Source organism: Paenibacillus sp. (genome assembly GCF_031177825.1).
Classification (GTDB): Bacteria; Bacillota; Bacilli; order Paenibacillales; family YIM-B00363; genus Paenibacillus_AE.
This window is the reverse complement of sequence record NZ_JAPSKE010000018.1, coordinates 46,470-65,573: the sequence shown is the minus strand read 5'-3', so window position 1 is coordinate 65,573 and position 19,104 is coordinate 46,470. Positions and strand designations below refer to the sequence as shown.

General features: G+C 59.1%; 15 protein-coding genes. 3 read left to right on the top strand and 12 right to left on the bottom strand.

The genetic code is table 11. The annotated features are described in order from the left end of the window. Positions 1-23: 23 nt before the first annotated feature. From RIN49_RS19235 to RIN49_RS19210, 6 genes are all read right to left on the bottom strand, one after another. On the bottom strand, positions 24-485 hold the full coding sequence (locus RIN49_RS19235; RefSeq protein ID WP_138198102.1) for a CtsR family transcriptional regulator: 462 nt from the start codon (positions 483-485) through the stop codon (positions 24-26). A 224-nt stretch (positions 486-709) separates the two neighbouring features. Continuing rightward, a complete protein-coding gene (locus tag RIN49_RS19230; RefSeq protein ID WP_309121777.1) occupies positions 710-1,330 on the bottom strand; it encodes an ABC transporter ATP-binding protein in 621 nt (206 codons plus the stop codon). Continuing rightward, entirely contained in the window at positions 1,320-2,243 is a 924-nt protein-coding gene (locus tag RIN49_RS19225) for an ABC transporter ATP-binding protein (protein ID WP_309121776.1), read from the bottom strand. The genes RIN49_RS19230 and RIN49_RS19225 overlap by 11 nt, the downstream gene beginning before the upstream one ends. A 25-nt stretch (positions 2,244-2,268) precedes the next feature. Then, positions 2,269-3,138, bottom strand: a complete 870-nt coding sequence (locus tag RIN49_RS19220; RefSeq protein ID WP_309121775.1) for an ABC transporter permease — start codon at positions 3,136-3,138, stop codon at positions 2,269-2,271. Continuing rightward, a complete protein-coding gene (locus RIN49_RS19215; RefSeq protein WP_309121774.1) occupies positions 3,135-4,148 on the bottom strand; it encodes an ABC transporter permease in 1,014 nt (337 codons plus the stop codon). Before RIN49_RS19215 ends, RIN49_RS19220 begins: the two co-directional genes overlap by 4 nt. Then, positions 4,141-5,739 (bottom strand): ABC transporter substrate-binding protein, encoded by a 1,599-nt coding sequence (locus RIN49_RS19210; RefSeq protein ID WP_309121798.1) that lies wholly within the window; start codon positions 5,737-5,739, stop codon positions 4,141-4,143. The genes RIN49_RS19215 and RIN49_RS19210 overlap by 8 nt, the downstream gene beginning before the upstream one ends. Before the next feature lie 192 nt (positions 5,740-5,931). Between RIN49_RS19210 and RIN49_RS19205 the strand changes: the two genes are divergently transcribed. Then, positions 5,932-6,093, top strand: coding sequence for a hypothetical protein (locus RIN49_RS19205; RefSeq protein WP_309121773.1), 162 nt, complete (start codon positions 5,932-5,934; stop codon positions 6,091-6,093). A gap of 125 nt (positions 6,094-6,218) precedes the next feature. On the opposite strand, the gene RIN49_RS19200 is transcribed toward RIN49_RS19205, so the two are convergent. Next, positions 6,219-7,112, bottom strand: a complete 894-nt coding sequence (locus RIN49_RS19200; protein WP_309121772.1) for an HD-GYP domain-containing protein — start codon at positions 7,110-7,112, stop codon at positions 6,219-6,221. Positions 7,113-7,407: 295 nt separating this feature from the next. Between RIN49_RS19200 and RIN49_RS19195 the strand changes: the two genes are divergently transcribed. Then, positions 7,408-10,461, top strand: a complete 3,054-nt coding sequence (locus RIN49_RS19195; protein WP_309121771.1) for an ATP-binding protein — start codon at positions 7,408-7,410, stop codon at positions 10,459-10,461. A 16-nt stretch (positions 10,462-10,477) separates the two neighbouring features. Here the strand turns inward: RIN49_RS19195 and RIN49_RS19190 are convergent, their stop codons facing one another. After that, on the bottom strand, positions 10,478-11,611 hold the full coding sequence (locus RIN49_RS19190; protein WP_309121770.1) for a response regulator: 1,134 nt from the start codon (positions 11,609-11,611) through the stop codon (positions 10,478-10,480). A gap of 90 nt (positions 11,612-11,701) precedes the next feature. On the opposite strand from RIN49_RS19190, the gene RIN49_RS19185 reads away from it, so the two are divergent. After that, entirely contained in the window at positions 11,702-13,411 is a 1,710-nt protein-coding gene (locus RIN49_RS19185; RefSeq protein WP_309121769.1) for an alpha/beta hydrolase family protein, read from the top strand. A 52-nt stretch (positions 13,412-13,463) separates the two neighbouring features. Here the strand turns inward: RIN49_RS19185 and ligA are convergent, their stop codons facing one another. The 4 genes from ligA to RIN49_RS19165 form a co-directional block, all read right to left on the bottom strand. Further along, positions 13,464-15,494 (bottom strand): NAD-dependent DNA ligase LigA, encoded by a 2,031-nt coding sequence (gene ligA / locus RIN49_RS19180; protein WP_309121768.1) that lies wholly within the window; start codon positions 15,492-15,494, stop codon positions 13,464-13,466. 147 nt (positions 15,495-15,641) lie between these two features. Then, a complete protein-coding gene (gene pcrA / locus RIN49_RS19175) occupies positions 15,642-17,936 on the bottom strand; it encodes a DNA helicase PcrA (RefSeq protein ID WP_309121767.1) in 2,295 nt (764 codons plus the stop codon). Positions 17,937-17,990: 54 nt separating this feature from the next. Continuing rightward, on the bottom strand, positions 17,991-18,686 hold the full coding sequence (gene pcrB / locus RIN49_RS19170) for a heptaprenylglyceryl phosphate synthase (RefSeq protein ID WP_309121797.1): 696 nt from the start codon (positions 18,684-18,686) through the stop codon (positions 17,991-17,993). Between the two features lie 168 nt (positions 18,687-18,854). Further along, entirely contained in the window at positions 18,855-19,085 is a 231-nt protein-coding gene (locus tag RIN49_RS19165; RefSeq protein WP_309121766.1) for a hypothetical protein, read from the bottom strand. Positions 19,086-19,104 lie beyond the last annotated feature (19 nt).

Below are 19,104 nucleotides of genomic sequence, written 5' to 3'. Positions count from 1 at the left end.
TTCGGATCAACGTATCGGGCGCATTACTTGGTGAGAAGCGCCACCAGCATCGCCTTCAGCATGCGAGCCCGAACCTCGTCCCGCAGCGGGAGCTTGAGGCCGATCGTCTCGCGATGCATCGCCGCCTTCATGAGGTTCGCCTCGCGGCAGGAGACGAGCTTCGCTTCCTCGAGCCGATAGATCAGCCCTTCCGCGGCGGACTGGTCGATCTCGGAGCCGATCGTCTGCGACACCTCGACGTGAATCATCTCGTGCATGCCGAGATCGACCTTCTGAATCCGAATGTATCCGCCGCCCCCGCGCTTGCTCTCGACCAGATACCCCTTATCGAGCGTGAAGCGGGTGCTGATGACATAATTGATCTGCGACGGAACGCACTGGAATTGCTCGGCCAGCTCGTTGCGCTGCAGCTCGATGATGCCGTCGGCGCTTTGCTGCAGAAGCTGCTTCAAATATTGTTCGATCATGTCGGACGTATTCCGCATGACGTGGACCTCCAATGGGTCGAGTCGGCGAAAGTCGGCGCCGAGCTCATTCGTTGACTTTGACTTTCTTTGACTTTAACAACATTATATCCAAAAGTTTTTCTTTTGCCAAGTATGGGACGAACGGAATCGTTCATCGAAGATAAAGACCCTTTGGTAAAAATCTTCTTTCCAACAGTATGTACAAAAAAGCCCCCGGTTACTTCCCCCGGGGGCCCGACGAATCAAATAATTTTTCCGCTGGACGCGACTTCGAAATCGATGATCCGGTGGCATAGTCTCCGAATCAGACGCTCCTCATGGCTGATGACCAGCACGCCTAAATTCCGTTCTTCCGCTTGCCGCAGAACCGCATGCCAGATCTGCGCCTGCGTAATCGCATCCAGCATCGTCGTCATCTCGTCCGCGATGAGATACCTCGCGTTCGTTCCTAATGCCCGCGCCACGCAAAACCGTTGCAATTCTCCGCCCGACAATTCATTCGGCCATCGACTCATCCAATCCTGTCGAATCCCCAGCGCCGATAGCAAGGCCGCCTCCGGTTGCCCGCCTTCGGCGACGATGTCCCGCATCCGCCATCGCGGGTTCACCGACTTTTCCGGATGTTGCATCACGAGCTGTACCGGATGGTAGCCGCTTGAAGGCAACGGCTCGCCATGCAAGGTCACCGTACCTTCGAGAGGCTTCTGATACCCCGCGAGGATCCGGGCGAACGTCGTCTTCCCGCTTCCGCTCGGGCCGACGAGCCCTACGATTTCTCCCGGCTCCACCTTCGCATTCATTTCGCGAAACAGCCACGTCCCTTTCCCGTATCGAAACCCCAGTCGCTCGGCTTTAAGAGACATGGTCGCACCAGACCGATCCATTGCGCACTTGGCGCATGAGAGGCGGTTTCCATGCGCATTCCGAGGTGGCTTTATCGCAGCGGGGCTCGAACGGACACCCCGGCGGCAAGTTTTCGGAAGAAGGTTGATCGCCCGGAAGGGGAAGAAACTCGTTCTGCGGCAACGCTCTCCACAACGCCTCCGTATAAGGATGGCGCAGCCTCTCTCCGTTTCCGGAAAAGTCGGCGGCCGGGGCGATTTCGACGGTCGTTCCCGCATAGAAAACCGCGATTTTGTCTGCAATGGCAAGGGCCGCCTCGATATCGTGAGTAATGAGCATGACGGCGGCCCCCTGATCCGCCAGTTCTCGGAAGTAGCCGAGCGCTTGGGTCAGCGCGGCGGGATCGAGGCCGGGCGTCGGCTCGTCGGCGATGATCACGCGAGCCCCGCTGACGACCGCCATAGAGACGAGAGCGCGGCGCGCCATCCCTCCGGACAATTGAAACGGGAATAGCTTTTCCGTTTCCGGCTTCAGTCGGTATCGTTCGAACACGTTCCTCTGGGCCGCGACGGGATCTCCGGTTCGGACGGACGTTCGAACCTGCGTCCCCACCCGCATGAGCGGATCCAAGAAGTTGATCGATTGCGGCACGAGCGCCAATTCCTTCCCGCGAAGCGCCGCTTGCCTCTTAGGGGTGAGCTCTTCCCCCGCGAATCGAATCGTGCCGCTAACCGTCGCATGGTCCGGCAATATGCCCAGAACGGCGTGCGCGAGCAAGCTCTTGCCGGAACCGCTGGCCCCGACGACCGCGACGATTTCCCCTTCGTTCATGGACAAGTTCAGCCTTGAAATCACTTGATGGGTTCGCTGTCGAAGCCCGCCCGCATACTGCTTGAACGCGATCGACAGGTCGTTCACTTCCAGGATGGACATCCGTTCTACCTCCTCTGCCCGACGTTTAACGGCGCGCGCGATGGGGGTCGACGAGCGTTCGTAAATTTTCCCCGATCGCATCGAATGCGCGTACGATCAAAAACAAACATAACCCCGGGAAGAAAGCCAACCACCACATTCCCGTGGACAAATAACGCATGGATTCCGAAAGAATAATGCCGATGGCCGGTTGATGCGGCGACAGCCCCAAGCCGACGAAGGTGACCGCGGCCTCGTGCAGTACGGCATGAGGGAACAGGATCAGGACGCCGACGAGGATTTGGGGAATCAGATGCGGCACCATATGATGGACGGCGACCCAGCCCCGCGACTTGCCCAAGCGGCGGGACACCTGGACGTACTCGGCGGAACGGAGCTGCATGACTTCCGCGCGAACGACGCGCGCGAGACTCGGCCAATGGGTCAGCGCGATCCCGACCGCGACGCCCTTAAACCCGCCGCCCAGCGCAAAGGAAATGAGAATCAACGAGACCAAGTGCGGCACGCTGAGAAACAGATCGATCAGCCACGTGACGATTCGATCCGCCGTTCGCCCCATCGTCGCGGCCGCAAGGCCGACCAGCAGCGAAATCGACACGCTTCCGACCGTCCCGATCAATCCCACGACGATGCTTAGAGACAAGCCTTTCATCGTTCTCGCAAACATATCCCTGCCCAGCCAATCCGTCCCGAACGGATGGCCGAACGACGGAGGGACATTGCGCAGGTCCAGATTCGTCGCGAAGCTGTCTCCGCCGATCGCCGAGCCGCCGACGAGCGTAACGAGCAACGCCGTCGAAGCCAGACCCGCGGTTACGAGACTCCTCGTTCTTCGGTTCCGCCGCCATCCTATGAAACTATTCCGTTCGCGGCGCGACTCCGCGGCCGAGCTCATACCGACGCCCCCTCTCGGATTCTTGGGTCGACCAGTCGATAGATGCCGTCCGCAAGCGTATTGCCGATAAATACGAACAGCGCGCTAAAAATCACCAGCCCCAACAACAGCGGAACGTCCCCCCGCAGTCCCGCTTCGACCGTGGCTTGGCCTAATCCCGGGTAAGAGAACACTTGCTCCGCCAGAACGGCTCCGCCGAACAGTTCGCTGAACGAGGCGAATTGGAGCGTAACCGCGGGAATCGCGATATTCCGCAAGCCGTGTCTCCGAAATAAAGTCCATCCCCGTTCGCCTCTCGCCCTCGCGAACAGGACATAATCGCTGGAGAGCACGTCGGACAGCTTCTCTCTCGTATGCAGCGCCACGTTCGCCACGCCGACGATGCTTAGCGTCATCGCAGGGAGTACGAGATGGCGGATGCGGTCTCCCAAAGTGACGTCTTCCGCCAGTACGCCGGCCGGCACGCCCAAGCCCACCGGAAACCAGTTCAACCATACCGCGAACACCATCAGCAGCAGCAGGCCCATCCAAAATGTCGGGGTCGATGCGAGCATATAACAATACCACTTGATCGACCGATCGATCCACGTATCCCGTCTCATCGCCGAGACGACGCCGAGTACGAAGCCGAGCGCCCCCGACATCAGCCAAGCGCCGGCCATGAGCGCGATCGAGTTGGCGAAACGCTCGCCAATGACGTCGGCGACCGGTTGACGATAAATCATGGACGTTCCTAAGTCGCCGGCCGCGAGAGCCGCTCCCCAGTTCCGGAATTGAACGGGCAACGGTTCGTTCAAGCCCCAATATTCCTCGATTTGCGCGCGCTGCTCCGGACCGACGCGCAGCATGTCCGCGCCGATGTACGCCTGAATCGGATCGATCGGAGACTGCTTGACGAGCAAGAACGATAGGATGCAGACGGCGGCCAACAGCGTCGCCGCTCGAATGATTTTGGAAATCAGCCATTTCGCCGCAACGACCGCCGGCTTTACCGATGCGGGCCTATTCATTCCATTTCCATTCGACAAGATTATCGGTGACGGGCCATCCGTGTCCGTGCGGATGTATTTTCTGCTTGCCGATATCGAGCCGATCCTTCACCAAATACAAATGATCGAGATTGACCAGCCACGCCCACGGCGCATCGCCCCTTGCGCTTAGCCCCGTCTCTCCGTCCCATTGCGCTTTCTTCCAATATTCATTCGCTTCTTCCGCCGTCGTTGCGGCAAGCGCTTCGTTCAAGTACTCGTCGACGATATCGTTTTTATAAAACCCTGTGTTATATAAATCTACTCCCGCATTTTTGCTGCTGTACAGATTATACATTTCTAGTGGATCGTGGCTTCCCCATCCATACAGCACTGCGTTCGAATACATCATCTTTCGGATTTCGTCCCAGCTCTTGCCTTCCGCATGAATGTTGATTCCAAGCGGCTTCAGCATATCGGCCGTCGCGATCGCTAAGGATTGCCGGGTCGCGTCTCCGGCGGGATATAGAAGGGTGAATTCCGCTTTGAGAGCGCCCTTTTCCAATATCCCGTCCCCGTTGCCGTCGTTCCATCCCGCATCCGCGAGCAGCTTCCGAGCGGCATCCATGTCTCCGTCTTGGATTTCGCTCTCGGGATTCCACCATGGGAGCCCGTCATTCACGGAATGCGCCGGCGTTCCATGCCCTTCCAGAACGCCGTTCACCAACGCCTCCCGATCGATCGCCGCGTTGATCGCTTTGCGAACGGCGAGATCCGCGGTGACGTCGTTCCCGATCGGAACCCCTTCCGCCGTTGTTTGGCCCGAAGGAACGTAAGGAAACATAATGCCTCGGTTGTCGACGCTCTGGACGGTCACTAGATGCATGCCCGGCACCTCTTGCTTACTGAACATCGCAGGAATGTAGGCGACGTCCACGGTACCCGCCCTCGCCGCGGCGAACGCGGCGTCTTCGTCCAAGAACAAGAACGTTATTTTCTCGAAGAAGGGTTTCGCTCCGTAATATCGCGGGTTCGCCGTCACGATCAGCTGCTGTCCCTTATCCCACTGCACGAGCTGGAACGGACCCGACCCGACCGGGTGCGTCGCATAATTCCCGTCGTGGACATGCTCGGGAACGATGCCCGTCGCGATTAACGAATGCAAAAACGTGGATTGCGCTTGTTTCAAGGTGAATCTCACCGTAAACTCGTCAACCGCTTCGACACGGTCTAAAATTTGAAGATCTACGACCGAACCGCTGGAAGCAGCGGTTTCGAACGTGTAGGCGACGTCCTCCGCCGTTACCGGTTCGCCGTCGGAAAATTTCGCATCTTCGCGCATCGTGACCGTCCATACGATCCCGTCGTCGCTCACTTGGTAACCGGACGCAAGATCGTTCGCCACGGCAAGCGCATGGTCGTATTTGAGGAGCGTGCTTTGAAACAGCGGCGAACCGTAACGCCCCCAACCGGTGGTGGGGTCGAACCCCGCGTCCGGCTCGGAGCCCACGGCAAGAACCAGCTCTCTCGATTCGCTCCCCTGCCCGTTTACGGGCTTCGGTTGTTGAGCCGACGGCTGCGTACATCCCGTCAGGATCAACGGCAGGATCAGGACGAGCCCCAAATATCGCATTCCCCACTTCGTTGCCAACGTTAATCCTCCCTCATTCTGTGTTACGAATTTATCTCATTGTAACACGATGATCAGGAATAGGTTGATACGATATTCTTGCGCTAGCCGGCTATTTACTCCGGAGGCGACGTTTCGATGAGGGGGAGGTAAAATCGCGAAAAGTGCGCACACTACCCACGGGGGTGATTTGTCATGACGGGACGCAATTCGCATCCGAAACGAGACGGCCGCCAAGCGCAGCCATCCCGCCTCGACCAGCACGGCGAGACGATGGCGGAGGATAACGATTTCCAGGACTTCACGGAAGAGCAGCAAGCCGCGATTACGAGCGACGCTTGCGAACGGAAGGATTAACGACGCCGTCGCCGGCGTCCCTTCGCGATTCTCGCGCGAAACATGAATGATACCCGGTTGCGTAGACCCACTCCGCGACCGGGTATTTTCGCTGTCGTTCGATGATGTACGCGCCGACATAGGTTCTATGCGAAGATCTGTTTCACGTAGACGGACGATTCCTTGCTCAGGTCGACGAAGCTGCTTCCGATCTGGATCAATGGATGCAAGGGTTCTTGGACGTTCACCATCACGATGACGCCCTCCCTCCCGTCCGTCAGCAGCACCGACTGTCCGATGAGCGAATGCATGATCTTTTCCACGAATAATCTTGTAATCGCAGGGTCCAACATGCCGAACGTATCCCGCTCCATTTGGAACAGCACTTCGTAAAAGGGGGACGGATCCCGGTACACTCGCTTAGAGGTCATCGCATGGAACATGTCGGCGACCGAAACGATACGGCTGAACCCATCGATTTTGTTTTCGGTAACGCCGAACGGATATCCGCTGCCGTCCAGCCGTTCATGATGCTGAAGCGCTACGAGCGCTTGTCGATGCGTCAGGCCTACGGTTCTCTTCAACAATTCATACCCCATCACGGTATGGCTTTTCATTACCGTATATTCATCCGCCGTCAACTTGCCCGGTTTGTTTAACACATCCTCGGGAATCAGCATCTTCCCGACGTCGTGCAACAGCGCGGCCGTCGTGAGCTGCAGCTGCTCCTGCCTCTCCAATCCTACCCATTTGCCTATGAGACTGGCGATCGCCCCTACCGCGAAATGATGACGATACGTATAATCGTCCTTGGCTTGCAGGGCGGAGAACAGGCCGAATAAGGGCGTATCGCCTGAAATCGCTTCCTGAATCATCGGAATGACGTTGCGCCGCAAATCCGCGAGCGGGATTCCCTTCGTCGCGCGGACTTCCTCGAACAGGCGACCTGCTTCAAGAACCGCTTCGTCGATCATCCGAGAGCGTACGGAGGCACCCGTCTCCGCATAGGGGCCGGTCGAGGCGATATCGTTAGAGGTCAATTCAAGCCCGTGCTTCCTAAACATTCTAATATGGTCATGGGTGATGACGGAAGAAGCGGACGCCAATAAAACGCCGCTGCCGTTGAATAGATCTCTTGCCAACCTTCTCCCAATCGTTTCCTCTAATGTCAACCCAGGTTTTTCCAAAGACATGCCTCCCTTGCCCTGCGATTTTCACATTTTGAACTCTACAATTCCTCGACATCCGTCCCGGGATCCGGTAGGAAAGAGATTTCGTTTAGAAATTGTAGAGTTCGCGAAGATCTAATATGATTCATGGAGGGAGGTTGAAATATTGGTTTCTACTAAAAAAATGATCGCCATTCTCGTTTTATTTCTGATCGCCATTACGGCGTTACGATTAACGGTGCTGCATTATCAAAAGCCGATCGAGCACCCCCGGGTTACGGACGGCGTCTTGGACCTGCGGGGATGGACGTTGCCGCACGATCAGACGATTCCGCTTTCCGGGGAATGGGAGTTTTTTCCTTCGAGATTCGTCGAGCCCGGATCGGCGGACCGCTTCGAACCGCGGCCCATCCAGGTTCCCGGGAAATGGGAGCCTGCATTTCGGGATCAGGCGCCGTCTTCCTTCCGCTTCGGCACGTATCGCCTTCGGATTCTGCTCGATGACGATGACGCTGAGCGGCCCACGTTTACATTACGATTCAATCGCGTGAACAATGCGTCCGCCGTCTTCGTGAACGGCCGCTTGGCCGCGCAAGAAGGGTCGCCGTCCGACGAGCGGGAGGAACATCGGGCCGGCAACCTCCCCTTCTCCGTCACGCTCGACGACGACGAGCCGACGATCGAAATTCTGATTCACGCTTCGTCCCATGCGGGTCCCGGCGGCATTACGCAAACGACCCGTTTCGGAACCGTGGACGCGATTCATTCCCGAACCTTGCTATCGACCGGTTTGCAAATCGGATTATGCATCATATTTTTGATCCACGGCTTGTACGCGGCCATGCTGGTCTTCTTCGGGGTCGCCAATAGAGGACTGCTTTATTTTGCGCTCGTCATGATCTTGGGGATTCTCATCGTATTGGTCGCGGACGATCGGCTGCTCTTCGTGTGGTTTCCGCTCCCTTACGAATATACGACCAAAATTTGGATCCTATCCTATGTCGGCGTCGTAGCATTCCTGCCCCCGTTGCTCGACCATATGTTTCCCGGCTGCGGAAAGCCCGGATTGTTGCGGGCCTTCGCCGTTTACTGCGCCGTCTACGCCTTGTTCGTACTGCTGACGCCGGCCCGGTACGTCATGTCCGCATTGTTCGTAGTGTCCTCCATTCTGCTGTTGTCTACGATTCTCTCGGGACTCATCTTGAAGAATGCGATCCGGAAGAGCAAGGATGTTATGTACGTGCTTTGCGGCATCGCCGCGATCGGCGCGAACATCGTCTGGGCCATTATCGAAAGCAGAACGACGTTGGAGTTGATGCATTACCCGTTCGATCTGGCCATCGCCGTGCTGGCGTTCGCAGCCTTCTGGTTCAAGCGATTTTTCCAGGCCAGACATGAAGCGATCCTTCTTGCGGACAAGCTTCAGCAGGCCAATCGGGAGAAGGATCGTTTCCTCGTCAATACGTCGCACGAGCTTCGAAATCCGCTCCACGGCATCATGAACATTACGCAAAGCGTGTTGGACGACTCGGTTCGCCCGGTCCCGGAAGAACACAAGAGAAGGTTGGAAATCCAGGTTGCGGTAGCCAGACGGATGTCCTTGATGCTGGACGATTTAATCGACGTCACTCGTCTGAAAGAAAGCACCGTCCGATTGCAGATCGGCAACGTGCGCATTCGGCCGGTCGTCGACGGCATCCTCGAGATGCTCCGATTCATGCTGGACGGCAAACCCGTCGCTTTGCTCATCGACGTTCCCGACGAATTCCCGGCCGTCAAGGCCGACGAAAACAGACTCGTACAAATATTGTTTAATCTTCTGCATAATGCCATCAAATTCACGGATGAAGGCAGCATCTCCGTCTACGCCGAGCGAACGGACGCGGCGGCGCATATTCATATTCGGGATACGGGAATCGGGATGGACGAGAGCACGCGGCAGCGGATCTTCCTGCCGTACGAGCAAGGGGATTCGGAACGGGCGAATGCCGTCGGAGGCTTCGGACTCGGGTTGAGCATCGCTAAGCAGCTGGTCGAGCTCCATGGCGGAGACTTGAGCGTCGCTTCCGTTCCCGGAGAAGGCTCCCGATTTACGATCACGCTGCCATTGGCCGAAGAGACCGATCGTACCGAAAGCGCGGAAGCTTCTCGAAACCTCATTGCGATCGGGAGCGCCGACTTCGTTGCGGATCGAACGCAAGTCGTCCACCTCCCGGCTTCGTCCGTCGATTCGGAACACCCGAAAGTATTGGTCATGGACGACGACAGCATCAATCTAGCGATTCTGGTGGATATTTTGCGCACCGTTCCGTATCACGTCGCGACCGCCATGAACGCGGCGGATGCGATCGACAAACTCGAAACGACGACGTACGACCTGATCATCACGGACGTCATGATGCCGCAGATGTCCGGGTATGAATTCACTCGACGGATTCGCGAGCGCTTCTCCATGGCCGAACTCCCGATCCTGCTGCTTACGGCAAGGAGTCGTTCGGAGGACGTTCTCGCCGGGTTCCAAGCCGGGGCGAACGACTATGTGACGAAGCCGGTCGACTACTGGGAGCTCCGTTCCCGCGTCCGGGCGTTGATCGAATTGAAATTATCGATCGAGGGACGGCTTCGGATGGAGGCCGCCTGGCTCCAAGCGCAAATCCGGCCGCATTTTCTATACAATACAATTAATTCGATCGCCGCGCTGGGCACGATGGATATCAAGAAGATGCAAAAATTGCTCGAAGAATTCAGCAAATACCTTCGGACCAGCTTCGATTTCCATAACACCGACCGATTGGTGTCCATCGAGCGGGAGCTTGAACTCGTGAAGTCTTATTTATTTATCGAACGGGAGCGGTTCGGAGACCGGCTGGACGCGCGGTGGGAATTGGAGGCGGATCTGACGTTCCTATTGCCGCCGCTGGCCATCCAGACGCTTGTAGAGAATGCCGTAAATCATGGCATTCTTAAGCGGGCCAGCGGAGGGACGATTCGCATTCGGACGGCGCGTTCGGGGGATCGGATCGACGTGTCCGTCAGCGACGACGGCGTAGGCATGAGCGCGGAGGACATCGCTCGAGCGCTCGAAGCGCCGGTCGACGTCAGCGAGGGGATCGGTTTGCGAAATACGGACCGTCGACTGAAGCAGCTGTACGGGAGGGGCATTCGCATCGAGAGCGTTCCCGGACAGGGGACGACCGTGAGCTTTCAGCTGCCGAGATAAGGAATGATCCCGACGATCATTCCTTATTTTCCAGCTTCCATTGCAGGTACCACTCGGTAATATACGGACTCGGGCTTTCGCTGACTTCCTCCAGCAGCACGGTCGTAAGCTCGCGATACTGCCGATGCACCGATACGTGATTATTCGTCGCCGCATAAAGTTTCATCAAGGCGAAGCGGGCTTCTTCCGCCGAGGGCTGCCGGCTGCAAATCTCGAAGTATTTCTCGATCGCCTTCGGATAGTTACGGCAAGACGTATACCATTCGGCCAACTCCGTCATGGCGCGGATCCATAGCAGCTTTAACCGAAACCGCTCGCTCTCCGCCCATACGTATTCGTAATCCTGCAAGTAATCCCCGGTATATGCCGCCATGACCTGCTCGATCTCCTCGATCGTCCGGTCGTCGACCGGCAAGAGCGACTGCAGGCGCTGTTCCCATTCCTCCACGTCCAGTCGAACGTGGTCCACATCCAGGATGTACCCTTCCGTCGCGTTCGAGAGTTGAAATCGGGTGCTCATCGGTTCCAACGTTTTTCGAATATGATAAACCGCGGTGTACAATTGCGAGAACGCCTTATTCGGCTCGTATTCCGGCCATAGCAGCTCGACGAGCGCGGATTTGCGAACCAGTTGACCTCGATGCTGCAGTAAATACAAGAACAACTCTTGGGCTTTGGCGGTTCGCCAGCGAACGGGCGCGAACGGCTTGCCGTCCGCCTCGATCAAGACTTGTTGAAACAGCTTCATCCGAAGGGCCGGCGTTGCCGAAGCTGCCGGGTTCGCCCCCCCTCCGAGACGGTCCTGAATCCGCTTCAGCGTGATGGTTAAGCGTTCTTTCCCTACCGGTTTCATTACATAATCCAAAGCGTTCAGCTCGAACGCTTTGATCGCGTACTCGTCGTAGGCCGTGCAAAATACGATGTTCAGTTTCGGCTTCCGTTCCAACAACCGTTCGGCCAGTTCGACTCCGTTCACTTCCGGAAGGTGGATATCCAGGAACGCCACGTCTACATCGTGATCGAGGATAAAGGCCGTCCCCTTGCCGGGATCGACGAACTTCCCTGCAATGTCGATGTCGGCGATGTTTCGAAGTTGATGTTCCAGATAGGTTAACGCTAATAGTTCATCGTCTATCAGGACAACTTTCATCGTTATCCCCTTCCACCCGTAGTTGACAGGAACTTTACATCTTCCCCTATCGTACTACTTAAGAGGTTTCATGAACAAGGAGGAACATCGATGATGAAAATGAAACGACTCGCGGCCTCCGCCGCCGCTCTCGCCCTGCTCGCGAACGCCGTTCCGGCCGCCGCGGCGGACAGCCGCTCTCCGGTCTCCATGTGGGTGAACGGAAACGCATTGACGTTCGCGGAGGCGCGGCCTTACGAAGAAGCCGGCAACGTCCTCGTCCCGATTCGGGCCGCCGCCGAACGAATCGGCTTCCGTGTCTCGTTCGACGCCGATACCTACGAGGTCGGCCTGTCCTCGCCGGACGTGAACGTAACGTTCCGAGCCGGGACGGCCGCGGCGACCGTCAACGGACGGGAGACGGTCTTCGCCCCCGCTTCCGCCGTCGTTCAGAACCGCGTCTTCGTACCGCTGTCTTTCTTCGAGACCGTGCTCGGCTTCGAGACGGCATACCGGGATGACGTGAAAGCGGCCGAGGTTCGTGGCGGCGCGCTCGACCCGAAGGCGCTCGTCGCGGACATTGTCTCTCTCCTGGTCGACGGCAGCTATCAACAGCTGTCCGACGAGTGGTTCGCGGACGAGCTGAAGGCGGCCGTCCCGGTCGAAGCGCTCGCGGCCGGGTGGGACGACGCGGCGCCGATCGCCGGCGCGTTCCTCGGCGTCAAGTCCGCGCAGACGGCGCCGCTGGACGCGGAGACGCTCGGCGTCGAAGCGGTCGCCGCCTTCGATCGTATGAACTTCAAAGTTTCCCTAGCGATTAATGGGGAGCGGCGATTGGTCGGCCTGCTGCTGCAGCCGGCCGCGACGGAGGCGGCGGCGCCCGCCTCCGTCGTCGAGGAGGAGGTCGTCGTCGGAGCCGGCACCGCTTACGAATTAGGCGGCACGTTGACGCTGCCGGCGGCGGCGGAAGGGCCGGTGCCGGCCGTCGTGCTCGTCCAAGGCTCCGGCCCGAGCGATCGGAACGAGACGGCAGGCGCTTATGCGCCGTTCCGCGATCTCGCTTGGGGCTTGGCGCAGCAAGGCATCGCCGTGCTGCGGTACGACAAGCGGACGTACGCCTACGGCGACAAGTTCACGCCGGAGGAAGCGGCCGCCATCACCGTCGCGGAGGAATCGGTCGACGACGCCGTCGCCGCGGCCGAGCTGCTCAAGCGGGACGGGCGCATCGACGCGTCGCAGGTGTATGTGATCGGCCACAGCCAAGGCGGCATGCTCGCGCCTCGCATCGACGCCGAAGGCGGCGACTTCGCCGGCTTGGTGCTGCTCGCCGGCTCCCCGCGCACGCTATGGGAGCTCATCTACGATCAGAATATGGCGTTCATCGAGGCGATGGACGACGCGGACCCCGCGAAGCAGGCGAACCTGAATTCCATCGAAGCGGAGTACAAGAAAGCGCAAAGCGTTGCCGCAATGACCGACGACGAGGCGAAGAACCGTTCGGTCTTCGGTTTCCCGGCCTATTACTTCAAGGAGATGGACGCTTTCGACCTCCCCGCCTATGTCGAGGAGCTGAAGAAGCCGGTGCTCGTCCTGCAGGGCGAGGATGACTTCCAAGTGTATGCGGAGAAGGACTTCGCGATGTACAAGGAGATCTTCGGAGAGCGGGACGGCGTAACGTATAAGCTGTATCCCGGCTTGAATCATTTCTTCGTCGACTATGACGGTCCCGGGGCGGGGACGCTCGGGGAGTACAACGTGCCCGGCGCCGTATCGCAGGACGTCATCGACGACATCGCGGCTTGGATTTCGAAGCAGAGCTAAAAAAGAGCCGCGGGAGCATGGGTGTCGGAACCCTCGCTCCCGCGGCTTTCTGTTATTCGATGCCCAGCATGCCGCGCAGCACCGCTTCGTCGTCGATGATCGCGACGCCGAGCTCCTGCGCCTTCGTCAGCTTGCTGCCGGCGCTCTCCCCCGCGATGACGAAGTCCGTCTTCTTCGACACGCTTCCGGCCACCTTCGCGCCCCGCGCCTCGAGCAGCTTCGCCGCTTCGTCGCGCGTCATCGTCGGCAGCGTGCCGGTCAGCACGACCGTCTTGCCGAAAAACGGCGAGTCCGCGAGCGTTTCCGCATCGACGGCCGGCGCCTCTTCGACATACGGATCCACGCCCGCGGCCAGCATCCGAGCGACCGACTCTTTCACGAGATCGTCCGCGAAGAACGTGTGAATGCTGTCCGCGACGATCCCGCCGACGTCCGGCAAGCCGACAAGCTCCTCCGGCGTCGCCTTCATGATCGCCTCGAGCGATCGGTAGTGGTCCGCCAGCATCTTCGTCGTCGTCTTGCCCGTATTCGGGATGCCGAGGGCGTATAAGAACGATGCCAGGTCCCGCGTCTTGCTCTTGTCGATCGCTTCGATCAGCTTCTGCGCCTTCTTCTCGCCGAACCGCGTCAGGCCGACCAGATCTTCCTTCGTCAGGTAATACAGATCCGCCGGGTCCTTCACGTCGCGCTCTTCCAGCAGCTGCTCCGCCGTCTTCTCGCTGAACGTCTCGATATCCATCGCGTCCCGCGTGGCGAAGTGCGACACCCGCGCGACGATCTGCGGCTTGCAGCCCAGCTTGTTCGGGCAGAACAGATGCGCGCCCCGCTGCTCGACCTCGTGCCCGCACGCCGGGCATACCGTCGGCGCGACGACCTCGCGCCCGACTTCTTCCGACGCCTTGCCCAGAATTTCCGGAATGACGTCGTTCGCGCGGCGAATATATATTTCCGTGCCGATGCCGAACCGCAGCCCCTTGCGCTCGATGTCGTCCATGTTGTTCAGCGTGCAGTTCGACACCGTCACGCCCGCGATATCGACCGGCTCCACGAGCGCCAGCGGCGTCAGCTTGCCGGTGCGCCCCAGGTTCCAGACGACGTCGTTGAGCACCGTCGTCGTCTCTTCCGCCTCGAACTTGAACGCCACCGCCCAGCGCGGGAACTTATCCGTGTAGCCGAGCGCCTCGCGCGTGCGCAGGTCGTTCACCTTGACGACGGCCCCGTCGATCAGGAAGTCCAGCTCGCGGCGCGTCCCGGCGAGCCGCGTCAGCTCGTCGTGCACCGCCTCGATCGTATCGAAGTGCCGGGCGTACGGATTGACTTTAAATCGGTTGGCGCGCAGAAACTCGAGCATCTCCACATGCGTCGAGAACGGTCGGTCTTCCGACGTATGCCCGACGTTGTAGAAGAACGCGTCGAGCTTGCGCTCCGCCGTCACGGCCGGATTCAGATTGCGGAGCGCCCCGGCCGCCGCGTTGCGCGCGTTCTTCAGCGGCTCGGCTGCCGTCTCGTTGTATTTCTGCAGGACGGATAAGTACATAAAACCTTCGCCCTGCACCTCGATGACGCCGTTCTTATACGGAATGCTCGCCGGCACCGAACGGATCGTGCGCACCTGCGCGAGAATGCCCTCCCCGACCGTGCCGTTCCCGCGCGTGGACGCTTGTACGAGCTCCCCGCCGTCGTACGTCAAATTGAGCGTCAAGCCGTCGAATTTCAGCTCGAGCACGAACGACGGCGCCGGCAGCGGCGCGTCCGGGTGTTTCTCGTTGTAATCGTTCACGAGCTTCTGCACCCGCGTATGCCACGCAAGCAGGTCGTCCTTCGTCTGCGCCTTGTCGAGACTCCACAGCCGGGCCAGATGTCTGTGCGGCTCGAAGCCCTTCAGAATGCCGCCGCCGACCCGCAGCGTCGGGGAATCCGGCAGCACCTCGCCCGTCTCCCGCTCCAGCGCCGTCAGCCGGTCGTACAGCTTGTCGTACTCCGCGTCGCTCAGCTCCGGCCGATCCAACGTATAATACAAATAATTGTGATGATTGAGCTCGTCCACGAGCCGCCGCATTTGCTCTTTCGCCGTCGCCGTCATCCGCGCCAACCTCCGACTATAGGTAGTTATTTCCATGATACCCGAAAGACGGCGGAATAACGAACGACGAGGTTCATTTTATTTCCGCCGCGCTTTCCGCAAAAATAGCGAACATCGCTGTTCGCTATTCTTGGATGCTTCTATCCGCTACACCTTCGTGATCGGCGCGAACCGCGACAGCAGCTTCTTCACGCCGACCGGCGCCGGGAATGCGATCTGCAGCTCCTTGTCGTCGCCGTCCCCGCGCACCGACACGACCGTGCCCGTCCCCCACTTGCCGTGGGCGACCTTGTCGCCCGGCGCGAAGTCGGCGCCCGCGGCGCTGCCTCCGGCGAACGTCGGCTGCGTCTTCGTCACGCGCGGCGGACCCGCCGTGAAGGCGCTCTTCGCCGCGTCGCCGAGCGCCGACGACCCGCCGCCTCTCGGCCCGCTGCCGAACGACGAGCCGCCGAAGCCGCTGCCGAAGCCGCTCGGCCGCGTGCCGAACGTCGGCCGTCCCGGGGACACCACTTCCTTGTACTCCTCCGGAATTTCCTGCAGGAATCGCGACGGTCCGTTCGCCGCCGTCCGTCCGAACAACGTCCGCATGCGCGCGCACGTCAGGAACAGCTCTTTCTCGGCGCGGGTGATGCCGACGTACGCTAGCCGTCGCTCCTCCTCGAGCTCCTCCGGATCGTTCGCCGACCGGCTGTGCGGGAATACGTTCTCCTCCATGCCGGCGATGAACACGACCGGGAACTCCAGTCCCTTCGCGCTGTGCATCGTCATGAGCACGACCGCGTCATTGCCTTCCTCCGGATCGTTGTTCATCGAATCGATGTCGGCGATGAGCGCAAGGTCCGTAAGGAACGACACGAGCGACTTGTCCTCGTTGCGCTTCTCGAAGTCCTGCGTGACGGACAGGAATTCGTCGATATTTTCGAGCCTTGCCTTCGACTCCAACGTGTTCTCCCGCTGCAGCTCCATTCGATATTCCGTCAGCTCCAGCGTCTTCTCGGTCAGCTCCGTGACGGACAAATATTCGACCATGCGGGATAAATTATCGATGATTTCCTTAAACTCCCGCAGCGCGGTCGCCGCCCGCCCCGTCACGTCCACCTGCCCGATGCCGTCGATCATCGCGTACATCGACACCCCGCGAGCGGCCGCGGCCGCGCCGAGCTTGTCGATCGTCGTGTCGCCGATGCCGCGCTTGGGCACATTCACGACGCGCACGAACGAGATGTCGTCGTCCGGGTTCGAGATCAGCCGCAAGTACGCGAGCAAGTCCTTGATCTCTTTCCGATCGTAGAACTTCACGCCGCCGACGATCTGGTACGGGATGTCCGACTTGATCAGCACTTCCTCGATGACGCGCGACTGCGCGTTCGTCCGGTACAAGATCGCATGATCCGCGTAGGACTTGCCCGCGTTGCGATTTTTCCGGATCGTGCCGGCGATGAAGTAGCCTTCTTCATGCTCCGAATCGGCCAAATACAGCTGAATCTTATTGCCTTCGCCCGCGTCCGTCCACAGATTTTTCGGCTTGCGGCCCGGATTGTTTTTGATGACTTCGTTCGCGGCGTTCAGGATGTTGGCCGTCGAGCGGTAATTTTGCTCCAGCAGGATCGATTGCGCTTCCGGGTAGTCCTCCTCGAAGTTGAGGATGTTCGAGATATCCGCGCCCCTCCACTTGTAGATCGACTGATCGGAGTCGCCGACGACGCAGATGCGGTGATGCTTGTCCGCCAGCATGCGGCATAGCATATATTGCGCCCGGTTCGTATCTTGATACTCGTCCACGTGGATATATTGAAACTTGTTCTGGTAAAACTCCAACACCTGCGGCTCTTCCTTGAACAACCGGATCGTCGTCATGATCAGATCGTCGAAGTCGAGCGAGTTGTTCGCCTTGAGCCGCTCCTGATACTTCTTATACACTTTGGCGACGAGACCGTCGAAATAATCGCCGATGTTCTGCTCGAATTTCGCCGGATCGATCAGCTCGTTCTTCGCATTGCCGATCGCCGCTTGGACGGCGCGGGGCTCGAACTTCTTCGTATCGATGTTCAGGTCCTTCATTACATTCCTTATGACCGACAGCTGGTCCCCGGAATCGAGAATCGAGAAGCTCTGCGAGAAGCCGATCCGTCCGATGTCCCGCCGCAAAATGCGCACGCACATCGAGTGGAACGTCGATACCCAAATATCTTGCCCCTGCGGACCGACGAGCTTGCCGACGCGATCCTGCATCTCCCGCGCCGCCTTGTTCGTGAACGTGATCGCCAGAATGCTCCACGGCGCTACCTTCTTCTGCCCGATCAAATACGCGATCCGGTGCGTCAGCACCCGCGTCTTGCCGCTTCCCGCGCCCGCGAGAATGAGCAGCGGACCGTCCGTCGCCTCGACCGCCTGCCGCTGCCGCGGATTCAGCTTCTTCACCGCTTCCAGAATATCTATCATGAGCGCTCAAACCTTTCTACCCTAAATCTATGAAAATGCTCCCGTAACCCGACCCTACGATTGTACAACCCGAACGGTGTCGAGCGCACGAGCCAAAGATTGATAAATAATATTGCCGACGACGATCGTATCCGCCGCCCGAGCCGCCGCCGCGGCCTTCTCCGCGCCGTCGATGCCGCCGCCGTAGAACAGCCTCGCGCCGTTCGTCAGCGCCGCCCGAGCCCTGGCGACCGCTTCCATGTCGCCGAACGCGCCGGAATATTCGATATAGACGATCGGCAGCCGGAGCAGCCGGTCGGCGAACCTCGCATACGCGACGATGTCCGCCTCGTCGACCGGCTTCGCTCCGGCGACGCGCGCCGCCTCGCAATCCGGATTGGCGATCACGTACCCTTCGGCCGCGATCGTCCCTTCCTTCGGCAGCAGACTGCCGTACCGCTTCAACGCCTCGATATGGTGGCCGATAAGGTAGTTCGGGTCGCCGGCGTTCAGCGCCACCGGGATCAAATACGCGTCGAACCCGGGCACGACCGCGTCCAGCGTCGTCACCTCGAGCGCGCAAGGCAATTCGTACCTGCGCAGGCGCGACAAAAGGTCGACCGTGTCGTCATAAGTGACCCCGCTCGACCCTCCGACCATGATGGCGTCCGTTCCGGACAAACATAAAGCTTCCAACGCTTCATCGCCGATCCGCTTCTCCGGATCCAGCTTGAAAACATGCTTCCATTCTTCGACGATCCGCTCGACCATGACGCCCCCCAAAGATAAACGGCCTCGCCGTCTTTGCAAGACGGTTTACCGAGACGATTCAGGTATTCCCTCCGCAGGACATACTTTCTGAATCGTTGAACATGAAAAGACACGAAAACATTTGTTCTTCTTTTTCCAGTCTAAACGAGGCGCAAAGGCATGTCAAACCTATGATTTGGCATAATCGTCGTACTTGCCGTCCGGCTCCTTCGACATCGCGCGGATGATTTTCGTTTCCTCGGCGATCGGGTCCCGCTCCGCGCGAATGCGGTATTCGTACGGGGCGCTGATCCGCTCGCGCGCCTCCTCGTTCGCATTCGGCTCCCTTTCGTTCCTAATGCCGTCGTGCAGCGTCTCTTCGAGCACCCGCTCGAGCTCGTGGCGCCGTTTGTCGTCCATGGTAGTCCCCTCCCTTCAA

Coding starts and splice junctions, on each gene's coding strand:
- RIN49_RS19235 (WP_138198102.1), bottom strand. CDS start 485: ATGCGGAATACGTCCGACATGATCGAACAATATTTGAAGCAGCTTCTG.
- RIN49_RS19230 (WP_309121777.1), bottom strand. CDS start 1,330: ATGTCTCTTAAAGCCGAGCGACTGGGGTTTCGATACGGGAAAGGGACG.
- RIN49_RS19225 (WP_309121776.1), bottom strand. CDS start 2,243: ATGTCCATCCTGGAAGTGAACGACCTGTCGATCGCGTTCAAGCAGTAT.
- RIN49_RS19220 (WP_309121775.1), bottom strand. CDS start 3,138: ATGAGCTCGGCCGCGGAGTCGCGCCGCGAACGGAATAGTTTCATAGGA.
- RIN49_RS19215 (WP_309121774.1), bottom strand. CDS start 4,148: ATGAATAGGCCCGCATCGGTAAAGCCGGCGGTCGTTGCGGCGAAATGG.
- RIN49_RS19210 (WP_309121798.1), bottom strand. CDS start 5,739: ATGCGATATTTGGGGCTCGTCCTGATCCTGCCGTTGATCCTGACGGGA.
- RIN49_RS19205 (WP_309121773.1), top strand. CDS start 5,932: ATGACGGGACGCAATTCGCATCCGAAACGAGACGGCCGCCAAGCGCAG.
- RIN49_RS19190 (WP_309121770.1), bottom strand. CDS start 11,611: ATGAAAGTTGTCCTGATAGACGATGAACTATTAGCGTTAACCTATCTG.
- RIN49_RS19185 (WP_309121769.1), top strand. CDS start 11,702: ATGATGAAAATGAAACGACTCGCGGCCTCCGCCGCCGCTCTCGCCCTG.
- ligA (WP_309121768.1), bottom strand. CDS start 15,494: ATGACGGCGACGGCGAAAGAGCAAATGCGGCGGCTCGTGGACGAGCTC.
- pcrA (WP_309121767.1), bottom strand. CDS start 17,936: ATGATAGATATTCTGGAAGCGGTGAAGAAGCTGAATCCGCGGCAGCGG.
- pcrB (WP_309121797.1), bottom strand. CDS start 18,686: ATGGTCGAGCGGATCGTCGAAGAATGGAAGCATGTTTTCAAGCTGGAT.
- RIN49_RS19165 (WP_309121766.1), bottom strand. CDS start 19,085: ATGGACGACAAACGGCGCCACGAGCTCGAGCGGGTGCTCGAAGAGACG.